The following is a 13,674-nucleotide window of genomic DNA, read 5'->3' on the forward strand; positions in this document are numbered from 1 at the left end:
GCCGGTGATCCGACCCCACCGGCTTCTGTTGACGGCCCTGGCGGCGGCCCTGGTCTGGCCCAGCGGCAGCGTGGCCAGCCCGGCAGGGTCGGCGGTCGTGCAGGAGATCATCGATGGCCCGGAGCTGTTCATCGAGCGCCGCCAGGCCCACGTGCAGGAGCGGGCGATCACACCCGAGCTGGTCCGCACCCAGAAGAGCCGCGGCCAGCTGGGCTTCGCCGGTGGTGCCGCCGGCCGCCTCAACCGCTTCACCCAGCTGCGCCTCGGCAGCACATGCTTCCTGCTCAGCAGCGGCCAGATCCTGGTGTCCGGCCAGCAGAACGGCTGCACCCGCTCCTCGCGGCTGAGCACCCGGGGGACCAACTACCTGATCACCCTGCTCGACGGCGGCGAGCAGGAGGTGGCGGTGCTGGAGGGCTCGGTGGAGCTCCAGCCCCTGGCCGATGGACGGCCCCTGCCTGGGGCGCCGATCCTCGTAGCGGGGGGCACCAGGGTGCGGCTCTCCAGCCAGGGGGGCCTGCTCGGGCAGCGACCCCTCACGGCGGACGATTACATCGCCATCCTTCGGGGGCCCCTGTTCGAGGGGTTCACGGCTCCCCTGCCCGGCATGAAGGCGCTGGAGGCCTTCGTGGAGCGCCGTTTCCCCGGGGTGATCGCCGCCCCGCCCAGGCCGGCGGTCAGCCGTGATCCCCTGGTGGAGACCATCAACCGCTACCGGGCCCAGGCCGGGCGCCCCGCCCTGCAACCCCTGCCGGCGCCCCTGGCCGCCGAGAATGCCGCCTACCTGGCCCCGGTGCTCGAGGGGGTGCTGGCCAGCCGCGACTGCGACCACGACCGCTCCCGCTGGGGGGCGTTCCAGGAGCGCATGGCGGCGACGGCCAGGCTCATGCCCACCAGTGAGGTGATCGCCTGCCCGATGCCGGCCGCCGCCTGGAACCCGGAGCAGATCGTGTCCCGCTGGATGGGCTCAGCCCTGCACACCCAGATCCTGATCAACCGTCCCAAGGCCCAGGCGATTGACTGCGTGCGGCTGGAGCGCTCCGGCCGAGCCGTCGCCATCTGCACGCTCTGGAGCCCGCTGCCACGATGATGCCGCGACGCCGCACCTTCAGGGTCCTGGTGGTGGCCGTGCTGGCCTGGGTGGGGGTCAGCTCCGGCTGGCCGGGGCCCCGGATGCGGGTCTGGGAGCGGGGGGTGGAGCAGCAGCTGCTGCTGCTGCGCGGCCCGCGCCGACCGCCGCCGAAGGTGGTGCTGGTCACGGTCGATGACGCCACCCTCCAGCAGGGGGACTGGTTCGAGGAGGAAGGCAAGATCCCGGAATGGGCGAAGGGCGTCGGCAGCCTGCCCTGGCCCCGGGCCACCTACGGGATGGTGGCGGAGAAGCTGCTGCAGGCGGGCGCCAGGGCCGTGGCCGTGAATGTGGTCTTCGAGGGGCCCAGCGGCAAGGGGCCGGCCGATGACGATGCCCTGGAGCTGCGGCTGCGGCGCTACCCCGGCCGGGTCGCCCTGGCGGCGGAGATGCTCGAATCCAGCGACACCCAGGGGGCCGGAGCCCTCACCTTCGTGCGGCCGGAGCGCTTCCTGGCGGCCATCGGCGGCACCGGCTCCCTCGGGCTCACCAACATCCTCGCCGGCACCTCCAGCGAGCCGAGCCGCCACCCCGAGGCCTACGCCAGCGGCGTGCTCCCCGCCCGCGGCGCCGAGGGCCACAGCGCCCTCTCCTCCACCCTGCTGCGGCTGGGGGGCCAGCGGAGCCGCCAGGACGACCGGGCCAGCGCGCTCAATTTCTATGGCCCGGAGGGCAGCTTCCAGCGCCTGCCGGCCTGGGAGGTGCTCGACCCCGCGCGCTGGAAGACCCATCCCCTCCGCAAGGACGTGAAGGGGGCCCTGGTGCTGCTCGGCCCGGTGGTCGCCCAGGGAACCGATGGCTACCCCACCCCCTTCGGCCCCCTGTCGGGACTGGAGGTGCTGGCCACCGCCACCGCCAACTCGCTGCAGGGGGACGGGCTGCAGCCCTGGCCCCGCAGCGCGCCGGGACGGGCCCTGCTGGCCCTGGTGCCGCTGCTGCTGGTGCTGGGGGCGGCCCGGCGCTGGACGGACCTGCGCTGGCGCCTCGCCCTGGTGGTGCTGGTGTTGGTTCTCCAGGGGGCCCTCGTCGCCGTGGCGCTGCAGCAGGCCAACCGCTGGCTGCCGCTGCTGGCGCCCTCCTCGGGCCTGGTCCTGCTGGGCCTGCTCTACGGGGGGGATGCCTACCTGCGGGAGGGGCAGGAGCGGCGGCGGCTGCGCCGCACCTTCGAGCGCTACGTGGCCCCCGGGGTGGTGGCGGAGATCCTCTCCGACCCGGAATCGGCCCAGGGCATCCTGCGCGGCCGCCTGCTGGAGGTGACGGTGCTGATGACCGACATCAAGGGCTTCACGGTGCTGACCAAGCAGCGCAGCGGCGAGGGCCAGAGCGAGCTGCACGTGCTCCAGCTCAACGAGTATCTGGGGGCCATGGTGGAGGTGGTGATGGCCCATGGCGGCACCGTCGACAAGTTCATCGGCGATGCGGTGATGGCCGTCTTCGGCTCACCGGTGAGCCGGGGGGTGGCCGAGGAGGCCAGCCAGGCGGTGCGCTGCGCCCTGGCCATGCGGGCGGCCCTGGCCGGCCTCAACGAGGACTGGGCGCGGCGGGGCATCGCCACCCTCGACAACGGCATCGGTCTGGCCAGCGGCCAGGTGATGGTGGGCCAGATCGGCAGCCCTAAGCGGATGGAGTTCACCGTGATCGGCGACACGGTGAACCTGTCGGCCCGGCTCGAATCGGCCACCCGCAATGTGGACGCGGCGGTGGTGTGTGACGCGCACACCGCCAGCCTGATCGCGGCCGACCCCGATCTGGCGGCCCGCTCCCTGGGACCCCAGGCGGTGAAGAGCCTCGGGGAGGTGGAGATCTTCACCGTCGCCCTGGCGGACCAGGCCTCCAGGGAAGGTCAGGCTTCGAGGTAGGTCGTCTGCTCCAGGCTGGCCCGCAGGTGGGCCATCAGGCGACGGGCATCGCTGATCGCCAGGTCGCCCCGGCCGATCGCCTGCTCGCTGGCCAGCCGCAGCCGCTCCAGCAGCAGGTCAGGGTCGTGCTCCATCGCCTCGAGCACCTCGGCGTTGGTGTTGCCCCGCACCACGTGGTCGACCCGGTAGCCGCCGCCGGCCGCCAGCCGGATGTGCACGGCGTTGGTGCTGCCGAACAGGTTGTGCAGGTTGCCCATCACCTCCTGGTAGGCCCCGCCGAGGAACAGCCCGATCCAGTAGGGCTCGCCGGGCCGCAGGCCGTGCAGTTCCAGCAGCGGCTTGACCTGGCCCCGGTCGATGAAGCGGGCGATCTTGCCGTCGGAATCGCAGGTGAGGTCGGCGAAGCTGCCCAGGCGGGTGGGGCGCTCGTCGAGCCGGTGGATCGGCAGCACCGGGAACAGCTGGTCGATCGCCCAGGTGTCGGGGGCTGAGCGGAACACCGAGAGGTTGGCGTAGTAGGTGCCGGCCAGCGCCGCCGGCAGGGCCTGCAGCTCCTGGGGGATCACGGTGCCTGGGGGCAGGGCGTCGAGCTGGCGGGCGATCGCCTGGCAACTGGCCCAGGTGAGGCGCTCGGCCGTGGCCCGCTCCGGCAGGCTCAGGTAGCCGAGCCGGAAGGCGGTGAGGGCGTCCTCCTTGAACTTGAGGGCATCGTTCCAGGCTTCCTGCAGCCGCTCCACCGCCGCCCGCTCACCGGCGTCGTCCCCCTCGGCAGCCCCTGCGGCGGCGGTCGCCGTGATCAGGGCGTGGGTGTCGCGCAGGTTGCGCAGGATCAGCGCCTCCCCCTCGGCCGGCGGCGGCACCGTTTCGCTGTGGCCGCCGGCCCCGAGCACGTCGAACACCAGCACGCTGAAGTGGCTGGCCAGGGCCCGGCCGCTTTCGCTCACCAGCGTGGGCGGGCGGATGCCGTGGGGCTCGCAACACTCCCGGATCGTGGCGACGACGTCGTTGGCGTAGTTCTGCAGCGAGTAGTTGGTGGAGGCGGCGGTGGCGGTGCGGCTGCCGTCGTAGTCGATGCCCAGGCCGCCGCCCACGTCGAGGAAGCCCATCGGCGCCCCCAGACGGGTGAGCTCGGCATAGATCTGTCCCGCCTCCTGCAGGGCGTCCTTGAGGACGGCGATGTCGTTGATCTGGCTGCCGATGTGGAAGTGGAGCAGGCGCAGGTCGTCGAGCAGGCCCGCCTCCCGCAGGCGCTCCACGGTGGTGAGCACGTCGGGGATCGAGAGGCCGAACTTGGCCCGTTCCCCCACCGAGCTGCCCCAGCGGCCGGTGCTGCGGGCCGAGAGCTTGGCGCGGATGCCGATGAACGGGGCGCCGCCCAGGGCGCTGCTGGCGGCGATGATCCGATCCACCTCATCGGCCTGCTCGATCACCACCACCGGCTGGCGCCCCAGGCGCCGGGCCAGGATCGCCGTCTCGATGTAGCGCCGGTCCTTGTAGCCGTTGCAGATCAGCAGGGCGTCGGGATCGTCGAGCAGGGACAGGGCGATCAGCAGCTCGGCCTTGCTGCCCGCCTCCAGGCCGAAGTGCCAGCGGCGACCGCTCTCCACCAGCTGCTCCACCACGTGGCGCTGCTGGTTGCACTTCACCGGGAACACCCCCTGGTAGCGGCCGTTGTAGCCGTACTGGGCGATGGCCCGCTCGAAGGCGCCGTGGAGACGCTCGAGCCGGTCCTCGAGGATGTCGTCGAAGCGGATCAGCAGCGGCAGGGACAGGTCGCGGCCCTGCAGCTCCCGCACCAGCTCCACCAGGTCGAGGGAGCCGCCGCGGTCGCCGCGGGGCTGCACGATCACGTGGCCCCGGGCGCCCACCCCGAAATAGGGCTCACCCCAGCGGTCGAGCCCGTAGAGGGCCGCCCCGTCGGCGGCGCTCCAGGCGTCGGGCCGCCCGGAAGGGACGGGGGGCATGCCCGGCGGGCTGGTCGGTTCGGCGAACACCATCGCAGCCTTGGGTTGGCTCAGGCCTCAGGGGGGCAATCTAGGCGCGGCGCCGCGGCCGGTTCGCCCTGCCAGTCACTCCAGGCGGCGACGGCGCCGTGCAGCCCGATGACCGGATCGACAAGCCGGCCCAGCTGCCGGGCCAGGGGGTCGCCGCCGGTGACCGGGCGGGGGCGCTCCGGCGGGTCCGGGGGCCGGTTGTGCTGCTCCAGCGCCGAGGCCAGGGCCGCCAGCGACGCCGGCAGCCGCTCCCGCAACGCCCCGAAGCCCGGCGGCAGGGGCGGACCGTCGCGGCGGGGATCGCCGCGGCCCAGCACCACCGCGGCGTCGATCAGCCGCTGGCTGTGCAGCAGGAAGGCCATCAGGGGCACCGCCATCGCCCGGTGGGCGGGCTTTTCGCTCAGGAAACGCTGGATGGAGACATGGGCGTTGCCCATCTCCAGGCGCACCTCGGCTGGGGTGGCCAGCGGCCCAGGGGCGGCCTGGGGCGGTTCCAGCAGCCGGTCGAGCACCTGCTGCACGAAGCGGGCATTGCAGCGCAGGCTGGCCGCCAGCCGGGCCGGCAGCTGGGACCGTTCCCAGCGCGGCAGCACCAGGTGAATGGCGGCCAGGGCGAGGGCGGCACCGATCAGGGTGTTGGCGATCCGCCACAGGGCCAGGTTCCAGTCGCCGGGCTGGTTGATGTCCTTGTAGAGGACGATCCAGGGGGTGAGGAAGAAGACGAACAGGCCGTAGTTCACCGGCAGCACCGCCATCATCACGAGGGTGAGGGGCACCAACAGCAGCACCAGCATCAGCGGGTGGGGGAAGCAGGTGGCCAGCACGATGGCCACGATCCCCCCCAGCACGGTGCCCAGCACCCTCTGGCCGGTGCGCGACAGGCTCTCCCCCGCCGAGGGCCGCAGGATCACCGAGACCGTCAGGGTAATCCAGTAGCCGATCGGCAGGGCGAACAGGGTGTAGACGGCCACGGCGGCGGCCGAGGCCACGCCGAAGCGCAGGCCGTGGCGGAACACGCTCGACTCCAGGGTCAGGTTCGCCCGCAGGGTCGCCCAGCCCTGGGCCAGGGCAGCGCGCCCCCCGGCGCCGGGAGAGGCCATCGGCACCTGGGTGGGGCTGAGCGCCGTCAGGGGGATGGCCTCCCCTGCCCCGTCAAGGGTGGCGATCCATTGGGCCTGGTTCGCCTGAATCTGCCGGTAGGCGTCGCGCAGCGCCGGATCGAGGCCCTCGATTTCCCCGGCGATCCCCTCCAGCTCCTCCCTGAGCAGCCGCAGGGCGGGCAGGGGGCCCCGCCCCAGCAGCGCCTGCTCCAGCTGCAGCAGGGCATCGACGCAGCGGCCGTTGAGTGCCAGCAGGCGCTGGTGCACGGGGGACGTCTCCGGCGCCGGCAGCGCCGCCAGCAGGTCCCCCAGGGCCGCGCTGGTCACGAACAGGGCGTCGGTGGTTTCGATCAGGCGGGTGAAGGCTCCGTCGGCGGGGCTGGCTCCCAGCCGGCCGCTGCGGGTGTCCGCCAGGGTGGCCCGGGCGCTGGCGAGGGCGTCGCGGACCCTGAGCTTTTCGGTAAAGAGCTGCGCCTCCGTGGCCGGCGGGCCGCCATCGGCGGGGCAGGCCAGGCGGTGGTAGCGGGCGACGGCCCGATGGGCAGCGGTCAGGGCGAGCCGCACGGGCCGGTAGGGCCGCAGCGGCCAGATGGCGACCGCCAGCAGGGTGGCCCAGCCCCCGCCGGCCAGGTAGAGGAGCGACCAGGCCAGGGCCTTGGCCGGATCGGGATCGCTGACGTTGATGCCGATCAGGAAGCACCAGGCCGTCACCAGACCGATCAGGGCTCCGCTGTTGCCATAGAGGGCCAGCATTCCGCAGCCCAGCGCCACGGCGGCCATCGCCGGCACGCACAGCCAGGGCCAGGCCGCCAGGCCGATGCCGCCGCCAAGGGCCAGGGCGCCGAGCAGGGAGGCGAGCCCCATCGCCGTGGCCTTGGTGCGGTAGGCCCCGCCCGTGTCGGCCATGTTCACGTACAGCCCCCCGAGGGCCATCCAGATCAGGGCGGGTTCGTGCAGCTGGGCGGCGGCCAGCAGCGGCGGCACGCTGGCCAGGGTGGTGCGCAGGCCGAGCCGGAGATTGGGCCCGGCCCCCGGCGCGGCCAGCCAGGTGGCGCGCCCAGTTGCTGCTCCGGGCATCCGCGGCGGCCGGGGTGGCCCCGATCGTATGGCGCCCGGCGGTCACGGGGTTGCTTGCCAAGCGGCAGCCCCAGCGCGGACGATGGCCCGAACACCTTTCCCTTCCCCATGGCCACCGAACGCACCTTCCTCGCCATCAAGCCCGACGGGGTGCAGCGGGGCCTGGTGGGCGAGATCCTCGGCCGCTTCGAGGCCAAGGGCTTCAAGCTGGTGGGCCTCAAGCAGCTGGTGCCCAGCCGGGACCTGGCCGAGAGCCACTACGGCGTGCACCGGGAGCGCCCCTTCTTCGCCGGCCTGGTGGAGTTCATCACCAGTGGGCCGGTGGTGGCCATGGTCTGGGAAGGCGACGGCGTGATCGCCAGCGCCCGCAAGCTGATCGGCGCCACCAAGCCCCTGGAGGCCGAACCCGGCACCATCCGCGGCGACCTGGCGGTGAACATCGGCCGCAACGTCATCCACGGCTCCGATGCACCGGAAACCGCCGTCTTCGAGATCGGCCTCTGGTTCCAGCCCTCCGAGCTGTGCGAGTGGACGCCGGCCGACCAGGTGTGGCGGGTCGAGCCCTGAGCGGCCATCCTGGGGACCTTCGGGTCCCCAGGCCATGCTGCTGCGCAGGAGCCTCCGGCCTCCCAGGCCGATGAAGCTGGCGCCCGTGGCCGTGCTGGTCGCCGGCCTGGCATGGGCTCTGCCCGCTGCCGGCCCCCTCGCCGGGGCCACGGCGGCCCCCCGGGTGCCCCGGGTGGTGGAGGTGCCGTCCCGGCCGGCCTATGTGATGCCGCCGGCGGCGCCGGAGCGCCCGGCCCTGGTGGGTCAGGTGCTGCGGCCGTCCACCGTGCTGCGCACCGAGAATCCTGGCCGGCTGCAGATCCTGCTGGCCGATGGCCGCAGCTTTCGGCTGGGGGGCAACGCCCTGCTGAGGATCGAGCCGACGCTGCTCGAACTGGTGCGCGGCCGGATCATCGCCTGGATCGCTCCCGGGACGAAGGGTCCCACCCCCCTGCAGATCCGGACCCGGGTGGGCACCGCCTCGATCCAGGGCACCACGGTCTTCATCGAGGACACCGCCGACTCGGTTCTCTTCCTGAGCTGGGAGGGGCAGGTGGAGGTGCGCGCCGATGACGGCACCGTGTACCGGCTGAGCAGTGGCCAGCGGCTGGAGGCCACCCCCGGTGGCTGGAAGGGCCCGCGCCGGATCGACGCCACCGAGGCGAGGCTGCGGCGGCGCAACAGCGAGCTGCTGAACGGTTTTGGGGCGCCGATGGAAACGCTGCCGGTGCTCGAGCGCGAACTCGGACTCACCCCCTGATGCCCCCCTGGCCTGGGCTGGGGCGCCGGCTCTGGTGGCTGGCCCTGGCCGCCCCCCTGCTGGCGGGTCTCGACCGGGCGCCCCTCACGCCCCTGGGCCAGGGGCCGCGGTTGCTCGACGACCAGCTCCTCCAGACCTTCTTCCTGCTGCGGGGGGGGCGCCCCGCCCCGGCTGACCCGGTGATCCTGGCCATCGATGCCGACTCCCTGGAGCTGGGGGAGCTGCTGTCCCCGGGGGAGCGCCAGGCGTCGCCCCTGTGGCGCCAGATGGGCCCCTGGCCCTGGCCCCGGGCCCTCCAGGCCCGGCTGGCGGCCCATGTGCTCGAGCAGGGGGCGGCCCGGGTGCTGTTCAACATCGAGTTCAGTCAGCCCAGCCGCTTCGGCCCCGCCGACGACCGGGCCTTCGCCGCGACCCTCGCCCCCTGGCGCCAGCGGGTGCACCTGGCGGCGGTCTACGGCGTGCAGGAGGAGGGGGGGCTGGTGCAGAGCCGGCTGCGGCTGCCCATTCACCCGCTGGCTGCCCCCGGCCTCACCACCCTGCTCCAGTCGCCCCGGGGGGTGGTGGAGGCGGTGCCGGGGCAGGACTGGATCGAAGCCCGGCTGGGCGATTTCCCGCCGCCCCTGCCCCGGCCGATGGCCTTCCTGGTGCGCCCGGCGCCGCCGCCGCCGGCGCCGATGGGGCTCGACTTTCCCGGCCCCGCCGGCACCATGCCCCGCGTTCCGGCCTGGCGGGTGCTGGAGGTGCCGGCCTCCACCTGGCGGGGCCGCACGGTGCTGATCGGCGTCACGGCCCCGGGCCTGGGGGACCTGCAGGAGACGCCCTTCGGCCCGATGGCCGGCACCGAGATCCAGGCGGTGGCCCTGGCCAACGTGCTCCAGGGCCGGGGGCTGGGGCGACTGCCCCTGGCGGGAGACGGGCTGCTGCTGCTGGGCTGGGGCGCCATGGCGGGGCTGCTGCTGCGGCGCCCCGCCAGTGCCGGCGGCACCCTGCAGCTGGCACTGGCCCTGGCGGGGACGGTGCTGGTGGCCGGCTGGGCGGCGTGGACCCTGGCCCTGCTGCGGCTGCCCCTGGCGGCCCTGCTGCTGGCCCCCGTGGCCGGGGGCGGGGTGCGGGCCGTGGGTCAGGGGCTGGCGGAAAGCCGCGAGCGGGCCTATCTGCACCAGGTGCTGAGCCGGCGCGTCTCCCCCACCCTGCTGCGCGACATCCTGCGCAGCCCCGGGCCCCTGTGGAACCAGGCGGTGGGCAGCCGGGCCCGCTGCGCCGTGCTGTTCAGCGACCTGGTGGGGTTCACGCCCCTGAGTGCCGTGCTGGAGCCCGCCGAGCTGTTCGCCCTGCTCAACCGCTACTTCGAGGCCATGGCCGCGGCGGTGCTGGAGCAGGAGGGCCTGCTTGACAAGTTCATCGGTGATGCGGTGATGGCGGAGTTCGGGGTGCCCCGCAGCCGGGGGGATGCCCAGGAGGCCCGGGCCGCGGTGCGGGCCGCCCTGGCCATGCAGGAGCGGCTGGAGGCCCTGAACCTTGAGCTGGCCGCGGCGGGCGCCCCACCGCTGCGGCACGGGATCGGGCTCCATTTCGGCGAGGTGATCGCCGGCAACCTGGGCTCCTCCCAGCGCCTGGAGTTCACCGTCGTGGGGGCGAGCGTCAACGTGACCAGCCGCCTGGAAGGGCTGACGCGCCTGTTCCCCGAGCACCCGATCCTGGTCAGCGGCGACCTGCTGGCGCTGCTGCCGGAGGAGCTGGAGGTGCTGCCCCTGGGTAGCCACCGGATCAAGGGCTGGCCCGTGCCCCTGGAGGTGTTTGCCCTCCAGGGGCTGCGGCCGGCGGCGGCCGGGCCTGGCTAGGCCGCCGCCGGGAACGGCCGGTCCCAGCGGAAGGGCGCCAGCAGGGCGTCGGCCTCCCCGTCTGCCCCGGAGCCGCTGCCGGTCGCGGTGATCGCCGCAGCGATCCGCTCCGCCGTGATCGCCGCCAGCAGCACGCCGTTGCGGTGGTGGCCCGTGGCCAGCCAGAGACCCTCGATGGGTCCGGGGCCCAGCAGCGGCGCGTCGTCGGGGGTGCCGGGGCGGAAGCCCCACCAGCGTTCCATCGGCGGCCACAGGGCCGCCTCCGGCAGCAGGGCGGTGATGCCGGTCTGCAGCTGCTTCTGGCCTTCGGGGGTGAGGCCGTCGTCGAAGCCGGCCTGCGGTTCGCTGGTGGCGCCCACCACCAGCAGGCCGTCCTCCCGCGGCACCAGGTAGGTGCCGGGCCCGAACACGACCCGCTCCAGGCTGGCCCGCGGGCCCTGCAGCGACAGCATCTGGCCCTTCACCGGATGCACCGGCAGCGACGGCAGCAGCCGGCCGCTCCAGGCGCCGCAGGCGAGCACCGCCGTGGTGGCGGCGATGGCGTGCTCGCCCCCCTCGGCCCGACGCAGCCGCACCCCCCGCAGGCGTCCGCCGTCGCCGGTGAGCAGTCCCAGCACCTCGGTGCCCTCCTCGAAGCGCACCCCCAGGGCGGCGCAGGCCCGCTCCAGGGCCCGCATCAGGCGGCGGCGGTTGTCGATCTGCCCGTCCTGGGCGAACAGCAGCCCCGCCCGCCAGGCGGGTCCGATCCCCGGCACCTCCCGCTCCAGTCCCGCCCGGTCGAGGGGCTCGCCGAAGGGGGCCGTGGGGTAGGCGTCCCGCTCGGCCGCACCGGTGAAGGGGACGACGATGCCGCAGGGGCGCAGGCCGCAGGGGAGGCCGCTGTCGGCCTCGATGCGGGCCACCCAGGCCGGAATGCGCTCCAGGCTGGCCTGGCCCAGGGCCAGCATCGGCCCGCTGAGCCCCTCGGCATGGGGGGCCAGCATGCCGGCGGCCACGAAGCCGGCCGCCTCGCTGCGGCGGCGGCTGAGCACGGTGGCCGAGCGGCCGAGACGGGCCAGTTGGTGGGCGATGGCCAGACCCATCAGGCCACCGCCGAGGATCAGGACGGGTTCGGCGTCGGGAGGGGGGCCAGCCAGGGCGCTCATCTCCAGCTCGGAAGGCCCCCATTCAAGCGGCCGCCTGCCGCTGCCTAGGATCGCCCCCAGTGCCTCCGGCCGAGCGCGGGGGGCCGACAGCGCCGGCAGGACTCGCGACCATGGCTGAAGGGAACAGGGCAGAAGGCAAGGGCGAAGCCGCTTGGGAGGCTGTGATCGGCCTGGAGACCCACGTGCAGCTGGGCACCGCCAGCAAGATCTTCACCGCCGCCTCCACCAGCTTCGGCGACGATCCCAACACCCACATCGACCCGGTGGTGTGCGGCCTGCCGGGCACCCTGCCGGTGCTCAACCAGAAGGTGCTCGAGTACGCGGTCAAGGCGTCCCTGGCCCTCAACCTGCAGGTGGCGGAGCACAGCAAGTTCGACCGCAAGCAGTACTTCTATCCCGATCTGCCCAAGAACTACCAGATCTCCCAGTACGACCAGCCGATCGCCGAGGACGGCTGGATCGAGGTGGAGGTGGCCGAGAAGGGCAAGGAGACCTACCTGAAGAAGGTGGGCATCGAGCGGCTGCACATGGAGGAGGACGCCGGCAAGCTCGTCCACGCCGGCAGCGACCGCCTGGCCGGCTCCACCCACTCCCTGGTGGATTACAACCGGGCCGGCGTCGCCCTGGCCGAGATCGTCTCCAAGCCGGACCTGCGCACGGGCCGGGAGGCGGCCGAGTACGCCTCGGAGATCCGCCGCATCATGCGCTATCTCGGCGTCAGCGACGGCAACATGCAGGAGGGTTCCCTGCGCTGCGACGTCAACATCTCCGTGCGCCGCGGCCCGGACGCCCCCTTCGGGGTGAAGGTGGAGATCAAGAACATGAACTCCTTCTCGGCGATCCAGAAGGCCATCGATTTCGAGATCGCCCGCCAGATCAAGGCCTACGAAGCCGGTGAGCCGGTGGTGCAGGAGACGCGCCTCTGGGATGAGGCCAAGCAGCTCACCAAGAGCATGCGTAGCAAGGAGGGGGCCAGCGACTACCGCTACTTCCCGGACCCGGATCTGGGGCCGATCGAGGTCAGTCAGGAGCAGCGGGAAAGCTGGCGCTCCGAGCTGCCCGAACTGCCGGCGGCCAAGCGCCACCGCTATGCCGAGAGCCTGGGCCTCTCGATCTACGACGCACGGGTGCTCACCGATGAGCGTTCGATGGCCGAATACTTCGAGGCGGCGGTGGCGGCCGGGGGCGACCCCAAGGCCGTGGCCAACTGGGTCACCGGCGACATCGCCGCCCACGTGAACGCCAACCGGATGTCGATCGCCGAGCTGCCCCTGGGGCCCGCCCAGCTGGCCGAGATGGTGCAGCTGATCGAGGCGGGCACCATCAGCGGCAAGATCGCCAAGGACCTGCTGCCCGAACTGCTCGAGAAGGGCGGCTCGGTGGCGGCGATCGTCGAGTCCCGCGGCCTGGGCATGATCTCCGACCCGGCGGCGATCGCCGCCATCGTGGCGGAGCTGCTGGCCGCCCACCCGGAGGAGGTGGAGGCCTTCCGCGGCGGCAAGACCAAGCTGCAGGGCTTCTTCGTGGGGCAGCTGATGAAGCGCACCGGTGGCCGCGCCGACCCCAAGCTGGCCAACCGGATCCTCAGCGAGCAGCTGAAGGGCTGAGCGCCCGCTCCACCTGCGGCGCCAGGGCGTCGGGCCCGCCGCGGTTGTCGAGCACCACCGTGGCCAGGGTCCGCTTGCGGGCCAGGGGCCACTGGGCCGCCAGCCGGGCGCGGGCGTCGTCAGCGCTGAGCCGATCACGCCCCATCAGCCGCTGGAGCTGCTGGTCCTCGTCGCAGTCCACCAGCCAGATCTCGCTGCAGAGCGTGTCCAGCCCCGCCTCGAACAGCAGCGGGATCATCAGCACCACGGCCGGCGCCTCCCGCAGCCGCTCCAGTTCCGCGGCGAAGCGCTGGCGCACCAGCGGATGCACCAGCTGCTCCAGCCAGCGGAGCTCGGCGGCGTCGTTGAAGACGAGCCGGCCGAGGGCCGCCCGGTCCAGGGCCGGCAGCGGCTCACCGGGCTCACCCGCGCCCGCCAGCGCCACCCGCTCCCCATAACGCGCCAGCACCGCCGCCGCTCCTGGGCTGCCCGGCGCCAGCGCCTCGCGGGCATAGACATCCGCATCCAGCACCGGCAGACCGCGCTCGGCCAGCAGACGCCCCACCGTGCTCTTGCCGCTGGCGATGCCGCCGGTGAGGCCGATGCGGCGCTGGGGGGGAGGGGCCATCGGGCCAGT

General features: G+C 73.5%; 10 protein-coding genes. 6 read left to right on the forward strand and 4 right to left on the reverse strand.

Going from position 1 to position 13,674, the window contains the following annotated elements; translation table 11 throughout:
- The first annotated feature begins 4 nt into the window (after window positions 1-4).
- Both KUG38_RS06655 and KUG38_RS06660 read left to right on the forward strand, forming a co-directional pair.
- Window positions 5-1,090: a FecR family protein gene (locus KUG38_RS06655; RefSeq protein ID WP_216920037.1), complete on the forward strand. Its 1,086-nt coding sequence runs from the start codon at window positions 5-7 to the stop codon at window positions 1,088-1,090.
- Entirely contained in the window at window positions 1,090-2,988 is a 1,899-nt protein-coding gene (locus KUG38_RS06660) for an adenylate/guanylate cyclase domain-containing protein (RefSeq protein WP_286195667.1), read from the forward strand. The genes KUG38_RS06655 and KUG38_RS06660 overlap by 1 nt, the downstream gene beginning before the upstream one ends.
- Here KUG38_RS06660 and speA read toward each other — a convergent pair.
- Window positions 2,973-4,952 (reverse strand): biosynthetic arginine decarboxylase, encoded by a 1,980-nt coding sequence (gene speA, locus KUG38_RS06665; RefSeq protein WP_216920040.1) that lies wholly within the window; start codon window positions 4,950-4,952, stop codon window positions 2,973-2,975. The genes KUG38_RS06660 and speA overlap by 16 nt on opposite strands.
- Window positions 4,953-5,002: 50 nt before the next feature.
- Window positions 5,003-7,159 (reverse strand): FUSC family protein, encoded by a 2,157-nt coding sequence (locus KUG38_RS06670; RefSeq protein WP_216920041.1) that lies wholly within the window; start codon window positions 7,157-7,159, stop codon window positions 5,003-5,005.
- 108 nt (window positions 7,160-7,267) lie between these two features.
- Between KUG38_RS06670 and ndk the strand changes: the two genes are divergently transcribed.
- From ndk to KUG38_RS06685, 3 genes are all read left to right on the forward strand, one after another.
- The gene (gene ndk, locus KUG38_RS06675; RefSeq protein ID WP_216920042.1) at window positions 7,268-7,726 is read left to right on the forward strand and encodes a nucleoside-diphosphate kinase; all 459 of its coding nucleotides are present in this window, start codon (window positions 7,268-7,270) and stop codon (window positions 7,724-7,726) included.
- A 70-nt stretch (window positions 7,727-7,796) separates the two neighbouring features.
- Complete coding sequence (locus tag KUG38_RS06680; RefSeq protein ID WP_286195668.1) at window positions 7,797-8,465, forward strand: FecR family protein; 669 nt, start codon at window positions 7,797-7,799, stop codon at window positions 8,463-8,465.
- Window positions 8,465-10,306 (forward strand): adenylate/guanylate cyclase domain-containing protein, encoded by a 1,842-nt coding sequence (locus KUG38_RS06685; protein WP_216920044.1) that lies wholly within the window; start codon window positions 8,465-8,467, stop codon window positions 10,304-10,306. The genes KUG38_RS06680 and KUG38_RS06685 overlap by 1 nt, the downstream gene beginning before the upstream one ends.
- Here KUG38_RS06685 and KUG38_RS06690 read toward each other — a convergent pair.
- The gene (locus tag KUG38_RS06690) at window positions 10,303-11,451 is read right to left on the reverse strand and encodes an FAD-dependent oxidoreductase (RefSeq protein ID WP_216920045.1); all 1,149 of its coding nucleotides are present in this window, start codon (window positions 11,449-11,451) and stop codon (window positions 10,303-10,305) included. The genes KUG38_RS06685 and KUG38_RS06690 overlap by 4 nt on opposite strands.
- Window positions 11,452-11,561: 110 nt before the next feature.
- Here KUG38_RS06690 and gatB point away from each other — a divergent pair, with 110 nt between their 5' ends.
- Window positions 11,562-13,058 carry an Asp-tRNA(Asn)/Glu-tRNA(Gln) amidotransferase subunit GatB gene (gene gatB / locus KUG38_RS06695; RefSeq protein ID WP_216920047.1) on the forward strand — a complete coding sequence of 499 codons (1,497 nt, stop codon included), beginning with the start codon at window positions 11,562-11,564 and terminating at the stop codon, window positions 13,056-13,058.
- On the opposite strand, the gene coaE is transcribed toward gatB, so the two are convergent.
- On the reverse strand, window positions 13,036-13,665 hold the full coding sequence (gene coaE / locus KUG38_RS06700; protein WP_216920049.1) for a dephospho-CoA kinase: 630 nt from the start codon (window positions 13,663-13,665) through the stop codon (window positions 13,036-13,038). The two genes, gatB and coaE, sit on opposite strands and share 23 nt — an antisense overlap.
- Window positions 13,666-13,674 lie beyond the last annotated feature (9 nt).

Source organism: Synechococcus sp. CCAP 1479/9 (assembly GCF_019038535.1).
Classification (GTDB): domain Bacteria; phylum Cyanobacteriota; class Cyanobacteriia; order PCC-6307; family Cyanobiaceae; genus Cyanobium.

Excerpts from the sequence above, each read along its gene's own strand:
- KUG38_RS06660 (WP_286195667.1), top strand. The coding sequence starts at position 1,090 with ATGCCGCGACGCCGCACCTTCAGGGTCCTGGTGGTGGCCGTGCTGGCC.
- speA (WP_216920040.1), bottom strand. The coding sequence starts at position 4,952 with ATGCCCCCCGTCCCTTCCGGGCGGCCCGACGCCTGGAGCGCCGCCGAC.
- KUG38_RS06670 (WP_216920041.1), bottom strand. The coding sequence starts at position 7,159 with ATGCCCGGAGCAGCAACTGGGCGCGCCACCTGGCTGGCCGCGCCGGGG.
- ndk (WP_216920042.1), top strand. The coding sequence starts at position 7,268 with ATGGCCACCGAACGCACCTTCCTCGCCATCAAGCCCGACGGGGTGCAG.
- KUG38_RS06680 (WP_286195668.1), top strand. The coding sequence starts at position 7,797 with ATGAAGCTGGCGCCCGTGGCCGTGCTGGTCGCCGGCCTGGCATGGGCT.
- KUG38_RS06685 (WP_216920044.1), top strand. The coding sequence starts at position 8,465 with ATGCCCCCCTGGCCTGGGCTGGGGCGCCGGCTCTGGTGGCTGGCCCTG.
- KUG38_RS06690 (WP_216920045.1), bottom strand. The coding sequence starts at position 11,451 with ATGAGCGCCCTGGCTGGCCCCCCTCCCGACGCCGAACCCGTCCTGATC.
- gatB (WP_216920047.1), top strand. The coding sequence starts at position 11,562 with ATGGCTGAAGGGAACAGGGCAGAAGGCAAGGGCGAAGCCGCTTGGGAG.
- coaE (WP_216920049.1), bottom strand. The coding sequence starts at position 13,665 with ATGGCCCCTCCCCCCCAGCGCCGCATCGGCCTCACCGGCGGCATCGCC.